Origin of the sequence: Nocardia sp. CA-135953 (assembly GCF_050955735.1) — a bacterium.
GTDB lineage: Bacteria > Actinomycetota > Actinomycetes > Mycobacteriales > Mycobacteriaceae > Nocardia.
The window spans coordinates 5,709,699-5,725,846 of the sequence record NZ_CP192082.1 but is presented as its reverse complement, the minus strand read 5'-3'; the positions used below and the strand labels follow the sequence as shown (position 1 = coordinate 5,725,846).

Annotated in this window: 11 protein-coding genes; 5 read left to right on the top strand and 6 right to left on the bottom strand. The window is 67.5% G+C overall.

The window, feature by feature from the left end; all coding sequences use genetic code 11:
• The first annotated feature begins 10 nt into the window (after positions 1 to 10).
• Positions 11 to 9,364 carry a fatty acid synthase subunit beta domain-containing protein gene (locus tag ACQPXH_RS26425; protein WP_433599179.1) on the top strand — a complete coding sequence of 3,118 codons (9,354 nt, stop codon included), beginning with the start codon at positions 11 to 13 and terminating at the stop codon, positions 9,362 to 9,364.
• Between the two features lie 92 nt (positions 9,365 to 9,456).
• Positions 9,457 to 9,891: a holo-ACP synthase AcpS gene (acpS, locus tag ACQPXH_RS26420; RefSeq protein WP_433599178.1), complete on the top strand. Its 435-nt coding sequence runs from the start codon at positions 9,457 to 9,459 to the stop codon at positions 9,889 to 9,891.
• A gap of 66 nt (positions 9,892 to 9,957) precedes the next feature.
• On the opposite strand, the gene ACQPXH_RS26415 is transcribed toward acpS, so the two are convergent.
• Positions 9,958 to 10,578: a TetR family transcriptional regulator gene (locus tag ACQPXH_RS26415; protein WP_433603587.1), complete on the bottom strand. Its 621-nt coding sequence runs from the start codon at positions 10,576 to 10,578 to the stop codon at positions 9,958 to 9,960.
• 313 nt (positions 10,579 to 10,891) lie between these two features.
• On the opposite strand from ACQPXH_RS26415, the gene ACQPXH_RS26410 reads away from it, so the two are divergent.
• Complete coding sequence (locus ACQPXH_RS26410) at positions 10,892 to 12,151, top strand: hypothetical protein (protein WP_433599177.1); 1,260 nt, start codon at positions 10,892 to 10,894, stop codon at positions 12,149 to 12,151.
• Between the two features lie 107 nt (positions 12,152 to 12,258).
• On the opposite strand, the gene bcp is transcribed toward ACQPXH_RS26410, so the two are convergent.
• Complete coding sequence (bcp, locus tag ACQPXH_RS26405) at positions 12,259 to 12,732, bottom strand: thioredoxin-dependent thiol peroxidase (protein WP_433599176.1); 474 nt, start codon at positions 12,730 to 12,732, stop codon at positions 12,259 to 12,261.
• A gap of 110 nt (positions 12,733 to 12,842) precedes the next feature.
• On the opposite strand from bcp, the gene ACQPXH_RS26400 reads away from it, so the two are divergent.
• Positions 12,843 to 13,064 carry a DUF3618 domain-containing protein gene (locus ACQPXH_RS26400; RefSeq protein WP_433599175.1) on the top strand — a complete coding sequence of 74 codons (222 nt, stop codon included), beginning with the start codon at positions 12,843 to 12,845 and terminating at the stop codon, positions 13,062 to 13,064.
• 59 nt (positions 13,065 to 13,123) lie between these two features.
• Here the strand turns inward: ACQPXH_RS26400 and ACQPXH_RS26395 are convergent, their stop codons facing one another.
• Both ACQPXH_RS26395 and ACQPXH_RS26390 read right to left on the bottom strand, forming a co-directional pair.
• Entirely contained in the window at positions 13,124 to 13,420 is a 297-nt protein-coding gene (locus tag ACQPXH_RS26395) for an excalibur calcium-binding domain-containing protein (RefSeq protein WP_433599174.1), read from the bottom strand.
• Positions 13,421 to 13,570: 150 nt separating this feature from the next.
• The gene (locus ACQPXH_RS26390) at positions 13,571 to 14,548 is read right to left on the bottom strand and encodes a pirin family protein (protein WP_433599173.1); all 978 of its coding nucleotides are present in this window, start codon (positions 14,546 to 14,548) and stop codon (positions 13,571 to 13,573) included.
• 58 nt (positions 14,549 to 14,606) lie between these two features.
• Here ACQPXH_RS26390 and ACQPXH_RS26385 point away from each other — a divergent pair, with 58 nt between their 5' ends.
• Positions 14,607 to 15,071 carry a MarR family winged helix-turn-helix transcriptional regulator gene (locus ACQPXH_RS26385; protein ID WP_433599172.1) on the top strand — a complete coding sequence of 155 codons (465 nt, stop codon included), beginning with the start codon at positions 14,607 to 14,609 and terminating at the stop codon, positions 15,069 to 15,071.
• Between the two features lies 1 nt (position 15,072).
• On the opposite strand, the gene ACQPXH_RS26380 is transcribed toward ACQPXH_RS26385, so the two are convergent.
• Together ACQPXH_RS26380 and ACQPXH_RS26375 are read right to left on the bottom strand one after the other, a co-directional pair.
• Positions 15,073 to 15,384, bottom strand: coding sequence for a hypothetical protein (locus ACQPXH_RS26380; protein ID WP_040687518.1), 312 nt, complete (start codon positions 15,382 to 15,384; stop codon positions 15,073 to 15,075).
• Between the two features lie 94 nt (positions 15,385 to 15,478).
• Positions 15,479 to 16,099, bottom strand: a complete 621-nt coding sequence (locus ACQPXH_RS26375) for a transglycosylase SLT domain-containing protein (RefSeq protein WP_433599171.1) — start codon at positions 16,097 to 16,099, stop codon at positions 15,479 to 15,481.
• Positions 16,100 to 16,148: the final 49 nt, after the last annotated feature.

Genomic DNA, 16,148 nt, shown 5'->3' with positions numbered 1-16,148 from the left:
TCGAAGCGTCTTGACGATCAATGAGAGCACTGCGGCCGGAACCGGACAGAGCCCGAAAGTGGTTGGGGCGCCACAGCAAGGGGGGTCCAGGGCTCCGCTGCTGGATCGACTGCTGGGTGGAACGCCCTACGCGCTGGCCTTCGGTGGGCAGGGTGCGCGCTGGCTGGGTGAGTTGGAGGAAATCGGGCGCGATGCCGCACTGGAGCCCGAACTGACCGCATTGGTCAATGAAGCGGCGACACTGCTGGAACCTGTTGCGGCACAACTACTTGTGGTGCGACCGGTCGGTTTCGACCCGATCGGCTGGATGCTCGAGAACGAGCTCGCCGACGGTGACGAGGCGGAGGTTTCCGCCGCGCTTTCGGAGCAGGTGCTCCGCTCGGCCGTGGTGTCGATGCCGGGCGTGTTCCTGACACAGGTGGCCGCCGTGCGCGCGCTGCGGCTGCAGGGTCTGGATGCCAACGAGCACGCGCCGGTCGCGGTCGTCGGCCACTCGCAGGGCCGCCTCGCCGCGACGTCGGTGCAGGCCGGTGGACAGCGTGACGCCGAACTGCTCGCCATCGCCCAAATGATCGGCGCCGCAGCGGGTTTGGTTGCTCGCCGGCGCGGCCTCATGCCGGTGGGTGAGCGTTCGTCGATGGTCGCGGTATCGAATGTCGATCCCGAGCATCTGCGCACGGTGGTGGCCGAGGTGTCCGCGGGCGTCGACCCCGCCGCGGCCGCGGTGGTTTCGATTCGCAACGGTCGGCGGCGCGTGGTGCTTTCCGGTACGCCGACCCAGTTGGAGCGGGTGCGTCAGCGTTGCGCCCAGATCCATAACGAGCAGACGCGCGAGCGCGATGCGAAGTCGCGCGGTGGCGCGGTGTTCGCGCCGGTCTTCGAGGACCTGGCCGTCGATGTCGCCTTCCATCACCCCGCGCTCGCCGAGACGGTCGACATCGTGAGCGGCTGGGCGTCCCAGTGTGGTCTGGATGCCGAGCTTGCGGGTTCGCTGGCCAAGGAGATCCTCGTCGACCCGATCGACTGGGTCGAGGAGGTCGACGGCATCGTCGCCGCCGGTGCGCAGTGGATTCTCGATCTGGGCCCCGGTGATCTGCTCAGTCGGCTCACCAGCAGCTCGCTCAAGGGCACCGGCGTCGGCATCCTCGCGGCCGCGACCCGCGCGGGTCAGCGCAGCCTGTTGACCCCTGGCGCCGCGCCCGAGGTGGCTCAGCCGTGGTCGGCCTTCGCGCCGCGCCCGGTGCGTCTGCCGAGTGGACGCGTCGTGGTCGAGACCTCGTTCACCAAGCTGACGGGTCGCTCGCCGATCTTGCTCGCGGGTATGACCCCGACCACCGTTGACGCGAAAATCGTTGCGGCGGCGGCGAATGCGGGCCACTGGGCGGAGCTGGCCGGTGGTGGTCAGGTTACCGAGCAGATCTTCGCCGACCGGGTGGCCGAGCTGAAGACGCTGCTGCATCCGGGTCGCGCGGTGCAGTTCAACTCGCTGTTCCTCGACCCGTACCTGTGGAAGCTGCAGCTCGGCGGTAAGCGCTTGGTGCAGAAGGCCCGTACCGCGGGTGCGCCGTTCGACGGTGTCGTCGTCACCGCGGGCATTCCGGAGCTGGAAGAGGCCGTCGCGCTGATCGCGGAGCTGACCGAGGTCGGTATCACGCATGTGGCGTTCAAGCCGGGCACCGTCGCCCAGATCCGCGCGGTGCTGCGCATCGCCGACGAGGTGCCGGACTACCCGGTGATCATGCACATCGAGGGCGGCCGGGCCGGCGGACACCACTCCTGGGAGGACCTGGACGACCTGCTGCTCGAGACCTACGCCGAGCTGCGCAACCGCGACAATGTGGTGGTCTGTGTCGGCGGCGGCATCGGTACCCCGGAGCGCGCGACCGAATACCTGACTGGTGAATGGGCCGTGCCGCACGGCTATCCGGTGATGCCACTCGATGGCGTGCTGGTCGGCACCGCCGCCATGGCGACGCTCGAGGCCACCACCGCGCCAGAGGTCAAGCAGCTGCTCGTCGAGACCCCCGGTACCCCGGACTGGGTCGGGGCGGGCACCGCGACCGGCGGAATGGCTTCCGGCCGTAGCCAATTGGGCGCCGATATCCACGAGATCGACAATGCGGCCTCGCGCACCGGCCGCCTGCTCGACGAGGTCGCCGGTGACGCCGACGCGGTCGCCGAGCGTCGCGACGAGATCATCGCCGCGTTGAATGCCACGGCCAAGCCGTACTTCGGCGATGTCAGGACCATGACCTACCTCGAGTGGCTGGAACGCTACGTCGAGCTGGCGGTCGGCCTGGACCGCCGCCAGGACTTCGACTGCGGCAGCGACCTCGGCGAAGCCATCCTCGACGCCACCCGTTCGGTCTGGCTCGACATCACCTGGCGGGACCGGTTCGTGGAGATGATGCGCCGCACCGAATCCCGGCTGCATCCGGCCGACCGCGGTGAGATCCCGACGCTGTTCGAATCCGACGCGGTATTCGAGAACCCGGTCGAGGCGCTGTGCACGCTGAAGCAGCAGTACCCGGCGGCCGAGCAGACCCTGCTGCACCCGGCGGATGTGCCGTTCTTCGTCAGCCTGTGCAAAACCCCGGGTAAGCCGGTGAACTTCGTGCCCGTCGTGGACGGTGACGTGCGTCGCTGGTGGCGTTCGGATTCGCTGTGGCAGGCCCACGATCCGCGTTATTCGGCCGATCAGGTCTGTGTCATTCCGGGCACGGTCTCGGTCGCCGGTATCACCCGCGTCGACGAGCCCGTCGGCGAATTGCTCGATCGCTTCGAGCAGGACACGGCGCACGCGCTGGTGCGTGCCGGTGTCTCGCCGGTCGCGGTCGACGCGCGCCGCTCCGCGGGCGTGACCGAGGGGCCGGTCGATGCGGTGCTGGCCGCGCCGGATGTCGAATGGTCCGGCCGCACCACAATCAACCCGATCCATCGCCTCGGCGACCTCGCCAAGTGGACTGTCGACGACAAGGGCGCCGTCCATCCGCCGACCGGTGCGACGATCACCGAGACCACCGGACCGGATGCCGATCACGCCTACGTCGAGCTCACGGTGCCGCTGTTCGGCGGTGACGCCGTGCGCGTCCGTCTGCGCATCACCGTGCCGACCTCTCTTTACAACGGCGGCGCGCCGGTCATCACCGAAACCGATGCCGACACCGCGATGTCCGCGCTGCTCGCGGTCGCCGCGGGCCAGGCGCTGCCGGAGGTGAAGGGCAAGGTCGCACACCTCAATGTCGCCTGGACCCCGGACCTCATCGCCGATCACGCGGGCGTCACCGGTTCGGGCCTGCCCGGCGCACTGAGCACGCTCGGGCGCAGCGTGCCCGATGTGCTCGTCGGTGCGTGCTGGCCCGCCGTCTTCGCGGTACTCGGTGCCGCGCGCAGCGCCGACGGCGACAGTGTCATCGAGGGCATGCTGGATCTGGTCCACCTCGATCACCAGATCGCACTCGAGCGCGACCTGCCGCACGACACCAGCATTCTCGTTGTCCGCGCCGAATCGGGTGACGTTGTCGACACCGACCTGGGACGTGTCGTCGAGGTTCGGGTGTCCGTCGGCGAGATGCGGGATCAGGGCCTCGACGTGGTGCCGCTGGCGACGCTGACCGAACGCTTCGCCATCCGGGGACGCAACGGCGCCGGCGAGCTGACCGATCCGCCGCGCGCGGCGGGTGTGGTCTCCGATGCCGCCACCGACACCCCGCGTCGCCGCCGTCGTGACGTCACCATCCTGGCGCCGCGCACTATGCGTGCCTTCGCCGCGGTCTCCGGTGACTACAACCCGATCCACACCAGTGATTCGGCCGCCAAACTGGCCGGACTCGGCAGCCCGATCGTGCACGGCATGTGGCTCTCGGCCGCCGCGCAGCACGCGGTGTCCGCAGTGGATCCCGAAAGCTCCACTCCGGCACGGACTTTGACGGCGTGGACCACCCGCTTCCTCGGGATGGTCCGCCCGGGCGCGGAGATCGACGTGCGCGTCGAGCGGATCGCGGTCGACGCGGGTAGTGAGATCATCGAGGTCTCCTGCCGTGCCGACGGCGATCTGGTGATGACCGCGACCGGCCGCACCGCCACCCCGAAGACCGTCTACGCCTTCCCGGGCCAGGGCATTCAGCGCAAGGGCATGGGCCTGGACGCCCGTGCCCGCTCCAAGGCCGCCAAGGAGATCTGGGAGCGCGCCGATAAGCACACCCGTGCGGCACTCGGCTTTTCGATCCTGGCCGTGGTGCGGGACAACCCGACCTACCTCAAGGCGCGCGGTGTCGAACACCGGCACCCGGACGGCGTGCTGCACCTGACCCAGTTCACCCAGGTCGCCATGGCTGTGCTCGGTGTGGCCCAGGTCGCCGAGTTGCGTGAGGCCGGCGCTTACGTCGAGGGCGCCATGCTGGCCGGACATTCGGTCGGTGAGTACAACGCGCTCGCGGCCGTCGCCGGTGTGCTGCCGCTGGAGGCGGTGCTGGAGGTCGTCTTCCAGCGCGGTTCCGCCATGCACGAGCTGGTGCCCCGGGATGCGCAGGGCCGCAGTGACTATCGGATGGCCGCCATCCGGCCGTCGCAGATCGGTCTGCCCGATGACGAGGTCATCGACTTCGTCAAGGGGGTGGGCGAGACCGTCGGGGAATTCCTCGAGGTCGTCAACCTGAACCTGCGCGGTTCGCAGTACGCCATCGCAGGCACGGTCAAGGGCCTCGATGCGCTGGAGACCGAAATCGACCGCCGCCGTGCCGAATTCGGCGGTAAGCGGGCCTTCATCCTGGTCCCGGGCATCGATGTGCCGTTCCACTCCACCGTGCTGCGCGAGGGTGTGCCGGAGTTCCGGCAGAAGCTCGAACAGTTGCTGCCGGCGGACCTGCACCCGGAAATCCTGCTCGGACGCTACATTCCGAACCTGGTGCCCAAGCCGTTCTCGTTGGAGCGCGCGTTCATCCAGGAGATCGCCGATCTGGTGCCCTCGGAGCCGCTGGCCGCCGTGCTCGCGGACTTCGACAACTGGGCCGCCCGCCCGACCGAATTGTGCCGCGTGGTGCTGATCGAGCTGCTGGCCTGGCAGTTCGCCAGCCCGGTGCGCTGGATCGAGACCCAGGATCTGCTGTTCGCCGATGCCGCCGACGGTGGGCTCGGGGTGCAGCGTTTCGTCGAAATCGGTTTGGGCGCGACGCCGACGGTGGCGAACCTGGCCAGCCAGACGCTGAAGCTGCCCGCCTTCGGCACGGTCACCGTCGAGGTGCTGAATATCGAGCGCGAGGCCGCGGTCGTCTACTCGACCGATACCGATCCCGCTCCGGTCGACGAGCCCGCGGACGAGCCGGTCGAAACCGCTTCGGCCGCAACGCCGGTCGCGGCGGCCCCGGTAGCCGCTCCGATCGCGAGCTCGGGTGGTCCGCGTCCGGATGACATCGCGTTCACCGCCGCCGACGCCACCCGTGTACTGATCGCGCTGTGGACCAAGCTGCGGCTGGATCAGATCGGCCCGGTCGACACCATCGAGGGCCTCTGCGACGGTGTCTCGTCGCGGCGCAACCAGCTGCTCGTCGACCTCGGCTCCGAGCTGTCGCTCGGTGCGATCGACGGTGCCGCCGACGCCGATATGGGTGCGCTCTCGGCCACCGTCGAGCGGCTTGCCCGCACTTACAAGCCTTTTGGTTCGGTGCTCTCCGATGCCATCGGCGATCACCTGCGCAAGGTCTTCGGTCCGTCCGGTAAGCGGCCCGCCGCGATCGCCGAGCGGGTCAAGAAGGTCTGGGAGCTCGGTGACGGCTGGGCCAACCATGTCACCGCCGAGGTTTCGCTCGGCACCCGCGAGGGTGTCAGCGTGCGCGGTGGCGATCTCGGCGGACTTGTCGCGAGTGTGAGCGACGCCGCCTCGGTCGATGCGGCCATCGACGCCGCCGTGCAGGCCGTCGCGGCCCGTCGCGGTGTCGCGGTATCGCTGCCGAGTGCGGGCGGTGGCGGCGGCGCCACCGTGGACGCCGCGGCGTTGGGTGAGTTCACCGAACAGATCACCGGTCGCGACGGTGTGCTGGCCACGGCGGCCCGCGTGGTGCTCGAACAGCTCGGCCTGACGGAACAGGTATCCGCGCCGGAGGCCTCGGATGACACCCTGGTCGACCTCGTCTCGGCCGAATTGGGTTCGGACTGGCCGCGTCTGGTCGCGCCCGCCTTCGACGCCCGCAAGGCCGTGCTGATCGACGACCGCTGGGCGACCGCACGCGAGGATCTGGCCAAGCTCTGGCTGCTCGACGACATCGGCTCCGGTGAGGAGTCGGTGGACGGCTTCCTCGGTGCCGGTGCAGCCGTTGCGGCACAGGCGAACTGGTGGCGTGAGAAGGCCAAGCACGAGGCCCGCTCGGTACTCGCCGGCCTGTACGAGCGCATCGCCGAGGCGGCGCTGAACACCGAAGAGTCCGGCCTGTGGTCCTCGGATATCGCCGTGATCACCGGTGCCAGTAAGGGTTCCATCGCGGCGGCGGCCACGGGTCGACTGCTCGGCGGCGGCGCCACGGTGGTGGTCACCACTTCGAGCCTCGACGACAAGCGGCTCGGCTTCTATCGCAAGCTCTACCGCGAGAACGCGCGTCACGGTGCCGCGCTCTGGGTCGTCCCCGCGAATATGGCGTCCTACCAGGACGTCGACGCGCTGATCGACTGGGTCGGCGGCGAGCAGGTCGACAATGCGGGCGGTGCGAAGGTCAAGATCAAGGACGCGATGACCCCGACCCTGCTGCTGCCGTTCGCGGCACCGCGGGTCGCCGGTGATCTCGCCGACGCCGGCGCCCGCGCCGAAATGGAGATGCGGGTCCTGCTCTGGTCGGTCGAGCGGCTGATCGGTGGGCTGTCCAAGATCGGCATCGATCACGATGTCGACGCGAAACTGCATGTGGTGCTTCCGGGTTCGCCCAACCGCGGCATGTTCGGCGGCGACGGCGCCTACGGTGAGTCCAAGGCCGCACTCGACGCGGTGGTCGCCAAGTGGCGGGCCGAGAAGTCGTGGTCGAGCCGAGTCACCCTGGTACACGCACTCATCGGCTGGGTGCGCGGCACCGGGCTGATGGGCCACAACGATCCGATGGTGACCGCGGTCGAGCAGGCCGGCGTGCACACCTGGTCCACCGCCGAGATGGCCGATGAGCTGCTGAAGTGGTGCACGTCGCGGGCCCGTCAGGTGACCGCCACCGGACCGCAGCAGATCGACCTCACCGGCGGACTCGCCAGGGTCAAGCTCGACCTGCCCGCACTGGCCAAGCAGGCTCAGGAGGCCGCCGCCGCCGAGACCGAGGAAGCCGTTGCGGCGGGGACGATTTCGGCGCTGCCCGCACCGCCGACCATGAGTTCGGCGCTGCCGGTGCCCGAATGGGGTTCGGTGACCGCCGATCTCGCCGATATGGTTGTCATCGTCGGTGCCGGTGAGCTCGGCCCGTACGGTTCGGCGCGTACCCGGTTCGAGATGGAAGTCTCCGACGAGCTCTCGGCCGCCGGTGTGCTCGAACTGGCCTGGACCACCGGCCTGGTCGTCTGGGAGAACGATCCCAAGCCCGGCTGGTACGACGCCGAATCCGGTGACTACGTCCCCGAACACGAGCTCGCCGAGAAGTACCACGACGCGGTGGTCGCGCGCTGCGGTGTGCGCCGCTACCAGGACGACGGCGCCATGATCGACAATGCCGCGCCGCTGATGACCTCGGTCTTCCTGGACCAGGATCTGACCTTCACGGTCGGCGGCGAAGCCGAGGCACGCGCTTTCTACGCCGCTGATCCGGAGCACACGGTGATCACTTCGGTCGCCGATGCCGGTGACTGGCAGGTGATCCGCAAGGCGGGCACCGAGATTCGGGTACCGCGCAAGGCCAAGCTGTCGCGCACCGTCGGCGGTCAGATCCCGACCGGCTGGGATCCCACCATCTGGGGCATCTCCGCCGATATGGCGGCCTCGGTGGACCGGGTCGCGCTGTGGAACATCGTCTGCACCGTCGACGCGTTCATCAGCTCCGGGTTCAGCCCGGCCGAGCTGATGAGCTGGGTGCACCCGAGCCTGGTCGCCAACACCCAGGGCACCGGTATGGGCGGCATGTCCTCGATGCGCTCGCTCTACATCGACAACCTGCTCGGTGAGTCGCGCCCGAACGACATCCTGCAGGAGGCGCTGCCGAACGTCGCGCTCGCGCATGTGGTGCAGTCCTACGTCGGCAGCTACGGCGCGATGGTGCATCCGGTGGCGGCCTGCGCGACCGCTGCGGTGTCGGTCGAGGAGGGTGTCGACAAGATCCGTTTGGGCAAGGCCGATTTGGTGGTCGCCGGTGGCTTCGATGATCTCGGTATCGAGGGCATCGTCGGCTTCGGCGATATGTCGGCCACTGCGGATTCGGCGGCCATGAGCGCCAAGGGCATCAGCGACCGGTACTTCTCCCGCGCCAACGACCGCCGTCGCGGCGGCTTCGTGGAATCGCAGGGCGGCGGCACCGTGCTGCTGGCGCGCGGCGACGTGGCGGTGGAAATGGGCCTGCCGGTGCTCGGTGTGGTCGCCTTCGCACAGTCCTTCGCCGACGGCGTGCACACCTCCATCCCGGCGCCCGGCCTCGGCGCGCTGGGTGCGGGGCGTGGCGGCCGGGAATCCAAGTTCGCCGCCGAACTGCGCAAACTCGGTGTGGCGCCGGACGATATCGCGGTCATCTCCAAGCACGACACCTCGACCGCGGCCAACGATCCGAACGAGTCCGAACTGCACGAGCGGTTGGCCACGGCTGTCGGACGCTCCGAAGGCGCGCCGCTGTTCGTGGTTTCGCAGAAGAGCCTGACCGGACACGCCAAGGGTGGCGCGGCCGCGTTCCAGCTCATCGGCCTGTGCCAGGTGCTGGAAAACGGTGTGGTGCCGCCGAATCGGAGCCTGGACTGTGTCGACGACAAGATGCAGGCCTACCCGCATCTGGTCTGGGCGCGTGAACCGCTGCGCTTCGGTGAGCGGTTCCCGCTCAAGGCCGGTCTGCTGACCTCGCTCGGCTTCGGCCACGTCTCGGGTCTGCTCGCGGTGGTGCATCCGGAGGCGTTCATCCAGGCGATCGAACCGGGTCGGCGCGACGAGTACCAGCGCCGGGCGCAGCAGCGTCAACTCGCCGGACGGCAGCGGTTCACCGAGGCCATGTGCGGCGGCGCCCCGCTGTACGAGCGGCCGGCCGATCGGCGCCTCGGTGCCGACGGCACGCCGTCGGAGCAGAAGCGGCAGCTGGAAGCCGACGTGCTGCTCTCGCCGGAGGCGCGGCTGTCCGGCAACGGCACCTACCGGGCCGACGGCGCGGGTTGTGGCACCGGGGCAGTGATTCTCGGGCAACTCGATGCCGGTGGCTCTATGGCGTAGCGGCTTCGGCCATTACCGTGCAGAGTGCGGCCGCTACGGCGGCCGCACTCTGACTTTCATTTTGAGCTCGAAGGCTGAGGAGCGGCGACGCATTGACCATCCTGGGTATCGGCTTGGACTTGGTGACCATCTCCGAGTTCGCCGAACAGTTGCAACGGTCCGGAACCACCATGCTCCGGGAGAGTTTCACCGCCGGTGAGCGGCGCTACTGTCAGAGCAAGGGCACCGACCCGGCACGCAGTTACGCGGCGCGCTGGGCGGCCAAAGAGGCAGTGTTGAAGGCTTGGGCGTCTTCGCGTTTCGCGCGCCCACCGCAGATCGGCGACAACCCGTACCCCCTCATCGAGGTGGTCAATGACGCGTGGGGTCGCCCGAGCATCAAACTGCACGGCCTGGCGGCCGAATTCCTGCCCCGCGTAAGGGTTCACCTTTCCCTGACACACGACGGCGACACCGCCGCCGCCATGGTCGTCCTTGAGGATCCCGGCGAACTCGCCGACCTGATCGAGGGTCGCGAGGCGCCGTAGCCGACCGATGTTCGAGCCGGGCACCCTGTAGGCAGGATGCCCGGCTCGAATGCGCGTTGCTGAAGGTTAGCGCTGGCCGCCGGTTCGGGATTCCTTTTCGGCAACCATGAGGTATGCCACCATCAGCCGTTTGAGTTCGGATACCGCTTCGGTGTTGCTCTGGTCGTCTTGCACGGAGAAGTTCAGCATCGAGTAGACGACGTGCACGAGGACTTCGGCCATCATGGTGCGGCGCGCGCGGGGGGTGCGCGGGGTCAGCGGACGCAGCATTTGCGAGACGACCTCGGCGAATTCCTTTTCGTGGATCGCGCCGGTGGCTCGGGTGGACGGGGTGGACTGCATTGCCAGCCACACTTCGCGCCGGGACGGGTCGGTCATCCACAGATTCGCCAGATGGTCGACGAACTGGTTCATATGCCGCAACCAGTCCAATGACGGGATTCCACCGTGGAAATCGGCGAGTTCCTGGGAAACCGCAACCAGGTCTTGACGATTCAGCTCGCAGACGATGACGTATTTATTGGCGAAGAACTGATACAGCGTGCCGATCGGCACTTCTGCCCGCGCCGCCACCTCTTCACAGGTGAACGATTCGAACCCGACCTCGACGAGCAATTCCCGGGACGCCTGCAAGAGGGCATCGAACTTGCGTTTACTGCGTTCCTGAGTCGGCCTGCGCCGCGGCATGAGCTCCTGCGGGTCGTCCTGCAGGTCCAACGCAGGGTCCAGACGTCGCTGTTTCGACCTGGCCTCCGTGCGTACATCCACGTATCAAGGCTAGCGGTATCGACACATATGCGACACGCGCACCGTATATGCGTGCTGATGACTGTCACATTTCATTACCCATCCAAGCCCGAGATGGCACCGAACATATACCGAGCGTGCGTGCATCTCAACGCACGTTTCGTGCCGGGGAATCCAAGGGGCTCAGGGGTTTCGGCAAGCTCGTGAGCTCGGCAATTGCACTGGGAAGGCGTGATCAGTGGGAGCTCGATCTGTGGTAACTCTAGGCGTTTCCACCGAACGCGGCGCCGTTCACGCGGTAGCCCTCGCCGACGGCGGCGAGAAGCTATCCGAGCGGGTGCTGCTGCAGCGGGTGGTGAAAACTCGAGGCGATTCTAAGGCGGACCTGGCGGTTGCGGTCCAGACGGCGATGGACACACTAGCGGCGGAGCTGGAATCCGAGCGGGATATCGTGGGTGCGGCGGTCACCTACCGCGATGCCGCCGAGCGGCGTGCCATCGTCACCAAATTGGCGTCCGGCCCGTGGCATACTGCCTCGCTGGTATCGGCCAAGTCGGCACATCTGAGCGTGGCCGGGGTCATGACCTGGCTCGATGAATTCGACGATCTGCTCATCTGCGAGGTGGTCCCGGGCCATCAGGCGTTCACGCTGATCGACCGCAAGCGCAATCGGGTGCTGGCCGCGACGAGTCATTCCGGAAACGCGACCGCTGAGGCGCTCGATATCGCGGTGTCGGATGCGTGGGACGAGTTCGAAGCCGCAATGGTTCGGCCGGATGCGGTGGTGCCGATAGGGTCGGCGGCGGACGGCGCGGTGGTGGCCACGGCGATGGACGGCTTCGGCGCTCCGGTGCTGCCGTGCAAGATCGCGACCTCCGCCTCGGCGGTCGGTGCGGCGCTGTTCGCGATGAGCGACGTGACCGGCGTGAGTGAGCCGGTCGAACGGGTTCGAAGTACGCGCAGTCACACGGCTATGTTCGCCGCCGCCAGTGTGCTGGCGGGCGGACTGGTCGCGGGCGGTTTGTATGTCACAACGCGCACGGGGGCAGTCGTCGCGGACGCGCGGGTCACCGCGGACGCCCGTGTGGTCGACGGTGATACCGGATCGGCGAGCGGCTCGACCGCGGGTTCCTCGGTGCAGCCGAATATCAGCCCGTTCGATCGTCCGGAGGCCCGGCAACCCGCGGCCGCCGGCAACACCGCCGACTCGACGGTGACCGACTTCGATCTGAACAACCTTCCGCAGTACAACGAGCACTGGGGCGCTCTGCCATCCGTATCGGCCGCTCCGGATGCACACGAGCATGGAAACGAGGCGGCCGGATCGCCTGAGCAACTCCCGGGCACCGGAACCCAGGGGCCGACCACCAGGGTCGGTGCTCCGAACGAAGCCATGCTTTTTCCCGGTGAGGCGCCGCCGCCGGCGGCCTTCACCCCCGAGTTCTACCACTGGTGGGACAACCACGTCCGTCTGCTCATGCAATGGGCGGCCCAGCAGATGCAGCCCACCTAGGGGGCGATCTTCGAGAGGTCCGGTGCCCCAGTGGCTCCGGACCTTTCGCTTCATGCGCCTTCGAGCCGGGCGAAACCCGTTGGGCGCGAGCCGATCTGTGCTTCAGTCTACACCGACAGGTCGCGACGGAGTTTGGCAACATGGCCGGTGGCGCGGACGTTGTATTGCGCCACTTCGATTTCGCCTTTTTCGTCGACCAGGAATGTGGAGCGGATAACACCGGTGACGGTTTTGCCGTACATGGTCTTCTCGCCGAACGCACCCCATGCGGTGAGGGCGGATTTGTCCGGATCCGAGAGCAGCGGGAAGGTGAGTTTTTCGTTGTCGCGGAACTTGGCCAATTTGGCGGGCTTATCGGGCGAGATACCGATGACCTCGATGCCCGCACCCTCGAGGTCGGCGAGGTTGTCGCGGAAATCGCAGGCCTGTTTGGTGCAGCCGGGGGTGCTCGCGGCGGGGTAGAAGTAGACGATCACCTTGCGGCCGCGGTAGTCGGACAGCGACACGTCCTTGCCGTCGGCGTCGGGCAGGGTGAAAGCGGGGGCGGCATCGCCGGGGGAGAGTCGTTGGTTGTCGGTCACCTCTTGCACGGTAATCGAACGCCCCGACAATGTGGCCGCACCGACGCAGCCCGGCTGGCTAGACTCGTCGGCAGCGCGGTTCGCGGCATATTGAATTCAGGAGGATATACGTGGCTAGGGATACCGAGCGGATCGAACGGGACATCGAGGCCGCACGGACACGGCTCGCGAGCACGCTCGACGAAATCGCCGTACGGGCCGATCCGCAGCGCATCGCCGATGACACCAAGCACATGGTGCTGGCGAAGCTCAACCAGCCGAAGGTGAAGTACAGCCTGATCGGCGCGGCCGCGGTGGTCATCGGGTTGGTGCTGGTCAAGATCTTCCGCTGAGCCGAAACGTAGAACACCCGGTGTGGCTGACCACACCGGGTGTTCTACGTTCAGGACTATCAGACCGTCGGGCAGGCGAAACCGTCGCCGTCCGGATCCAAATGCGGGCCGTAGCCCGGTTCCCCGCGGAACAGCGGTGCCCGACCGGCCGCGCGGGCATCGTCGCAGTTGGCGAATGCGCCACCGGCCGAGCCGGTCTGGGACATGCCTGCCGAACCGGTCGCGGCCGATCCGGTATCGATGGCGGATGAGCCTGTTCCCGCGGAACCGGTAGGGACGTCGGCCAGGGCTGCGGGCGCCGCCAGGAAGGCGAGTCCCGCGGCGGCAACGCTGACGGTGAGCCGGCGAACGTTCATATATTCCTCTGTTTGTGTGCTGCGGTGGAGTAGCGTCCAAGGGGAGACGCCGCATCCACTGTTGTGACGGGCCGCGTACTTGTCAACCGCGCAGCAAAACAATTAGGGGCATTAGGGGACAATGAGGTTCCCCCCGGGCCCCCTCGTTCGTTATTCGCCCAAACGCCTACCCGCCAGATGTTCGGCCGGGATATTGCCCATGCGTCCGGCCTGGTAATCCGCCATGGCCTGGATGATTTCGGCGCGGGTGTTCATGACGAACGGACCGTATTGCGCCACCGGCTCTTTGATCGGGAGGCCGCCGAGCAGCAGTACCTCCAGGTCGCCGGTTCGGTTGTGTTGCAATGCATCCGCGGCGACGGTGATCGAGTCGCCGGGGCCGAATACCGCGAGTTGGCCTTCGCTGATCGGCCGGCGCTCGGCGCCAACTGTTCCGCTGCCGGACAGTACGTATGCCATCGCGGTAAACCGTTGCGGCCATGAGGTTTCCAGTCGGCCGCCCGGGGTGATGGAGGCATGTGCGTAGGCGATCGGGGTATAGGTCGAACCCGGCCCCTCGAAGCCGCCTATCTCGCCCGCGATGATGCGCACCAGTGCGCCACCGTCGTGCGAACTGACCAGCGTCAATTCACTGCCGCGCAGATCCTGATAGCGCGGTGCGGCCATCTTCTGCGCGCGCGGCAGATTGACCCACAGTTGTATGCCGTGGAACCAGCCCCCCGCGATGACCAATTCCTCGGCGGGTAGTTCATCGTGCAGAATGCCGGAACCGGCCGTCATCCACTGGGTATCGCCCTCACTGATGACGCCACCGCCGCCATTGGAATCGTGATGGACCATGGTGCCGTCCATCACGTAGGTGACGGTCTCGAAGCCGCGGTGCGGATGCCACGGCGCGCCCTTGGCCTCGTACGGCTCATAGGCGACCGGACCCATCTGGTCGAGCAGGATGAACGGATCGGCCGAGCGCAGATCCACGCTCGGGAACGGCCTGCGTACCTCGAAGCCCGCGCCTTCGCGCTGCTGATGTGCGGTGTTGATGCTGCTCACCTTGCGTTCCCGCGTCGAATCCGTGGGTCGAGGGAGTCGCGGCAGCACCATGATGTCGGGGACGGTGATGGCCGGCATGGGCACCTCCTGAGTGGCTGGTGTCCATGTCAACCAATCGCTGGCTAGGATCATTCCCGTGGTGCGTTGGTTGAGCGATGACGAGCAGCAGACCTGGCAGGCCTTCATCCGGCTGCGCCAGCACCTGGATGCGACGCTATCGGCCGGTCTGGCCCAGGACGGCCTGTCCGCCGCCGACTACGAACTCCTGGTGCCGTTGTCGTCCGCACCCGGCGGCTGTCTGCGCGCCAAGGAATTGGCCGCCGAGGTCTGCTGGGAGAAGAGCAGGCTCTCGAAACACTTGGCGCGCATGGCCGCTCGCGGACTGGTCGACCGGCGACCGGCCGAGGACGACGCCAGGGGGATTCTGGTCGAACTCACCCCCGAGGGACGCAAGGTGCTCGAGAAGGCGGCCCCGAACCATGTCGAACTGGTGCGCCGGATCTTCGTCGATCCGATGACGCCCGCCGAGGCGCGGGCGCTGCGCTCGCTGGCCGACAAGGTGGTCGTCGAGGCCGAGACCGAGTCCGAACTCGGCTACTGAATCACCACGGGGTGATCGGCGGCTTCACCCACAGCAGCTTCTCATCGCTGTTATTACGCTGTGCGGCAGGGTGATTCGGATGCCGAGCGGCCCAAGTGTCCTTCTCGTCGAGCAGCTTCGCCACCGTCGTCCACGTCTCATCGGTGCTCGGTGGATTCGTCTCGGCCGCGCGCGCCAGCTTCCGGCGGACCGCTGCAGGCATATCCAGCAGTTCTGTACCGGTGATGCCGCGGTCCCAGATAAAGGTGGCGAGGCGGCGCGCCTTCTCGGCGCGGCTCTTCGACGCATGGTCGGAGTGGGCGTAATCGGTCATGGCGGAATCCGCTCGGTGATGGTCGGGCCTGGTCGACCATACGACAATGCCTCCCCGCCATCGGGCGGGGAGGCATTGTTCGCGAAGTCGTGGATCAGTACGCCGAGTTGACGTTATCCATCGAGCCGTAGCGGTGGGCCGCGTAGTTGCAGGCCGCGGTGATGTTGGCGACCGGGTCCCAGATGTCCCAAGCGGTGCCTTCGACGTGGTAGGCGTTGAAGGTCGGGTCGATCACCTGGAGCAGACCCTTCGACGGGATACCGGCGGCGGCGTTGGAGTCCCAGAGGTTGATGGCCTGGGGGTTGCCGCCCGATTCGCGCATGATGTTGCGATAGATGCCGTTGTAGCTACCCGGGATGCCGTTCACCGCCATGATGTCGAGGGCGTGGTGGATCCAGCCGTCGAGGTTGTCCTCGTAGACCGGGGCCGGGGGCGGAGGCAGGGGCAGGCCGGGGACCGCCGGCAGTTCCGGCAGCGCGGGCAGACCGGGGACGAGCGGGGCATCGACCGGCGTGGCCGCCGCATCGACCGCTGGCGCGGCCGCGGGGGCGGGCTGCTCCTCGGCGACCATGGCAATGCGCGACGGAACGCTGTCGTCGGCCAGCGCGACTACGGAGGAGGTGCCGACGGCGATAAGACCGGCCGCGGCCACAGCGAGGGTGACACTGTCACGCAGCGATAGGCGGCGGAAAGAGGTGAGGCGTTTGTCGAGCATTTCGAAATCAGTTCCTTGATCGTGTCCAGAGAGGGGATCCGGCCCGGTT

Excerpts from the sequence above, each read along its gene's own strand:
- ACQPXH_RS26415 (WP_433603587.1), bottom strand. The coding sequence starts at position 10,578 with ATGCCGCGGCGCAGGCCGACTCAGGAACGCAGTAAACGCAAGTTCGAT.
- ACQPXH_RS26380 (WP_040687518.1), bottom strand. The coding sequence starts at position 15,384 with ATGACCGATTACGCCCACTCCGACCATGCGTCGAAGAGCCGCGCCGAG.
- ACQPXH_RS26375 (WP_433599171.1), bottom strand. The coding sequence starts at position 16,099 with ATGCTCGACAAACGCCTCACCTCTTTCCGCCGCCTATCGCTGCGTGAC.
- ACQPXH_RS26390 (WP_433599173.1), bottom strand. The coding sequence starts at position 14,548 with ATGCCGGCCATCACCGTCCCCGACATCATGGTGCTGCCGCGACTCCCT.
- ACQPXH_RS26395 (WP_433599174.1), bottom strand. The coding sequence starts at position 13,420 with ATGAACGTTCGCCGGCTCACCGTCAGCGTTGCCGCCGCGGGACTCGCC.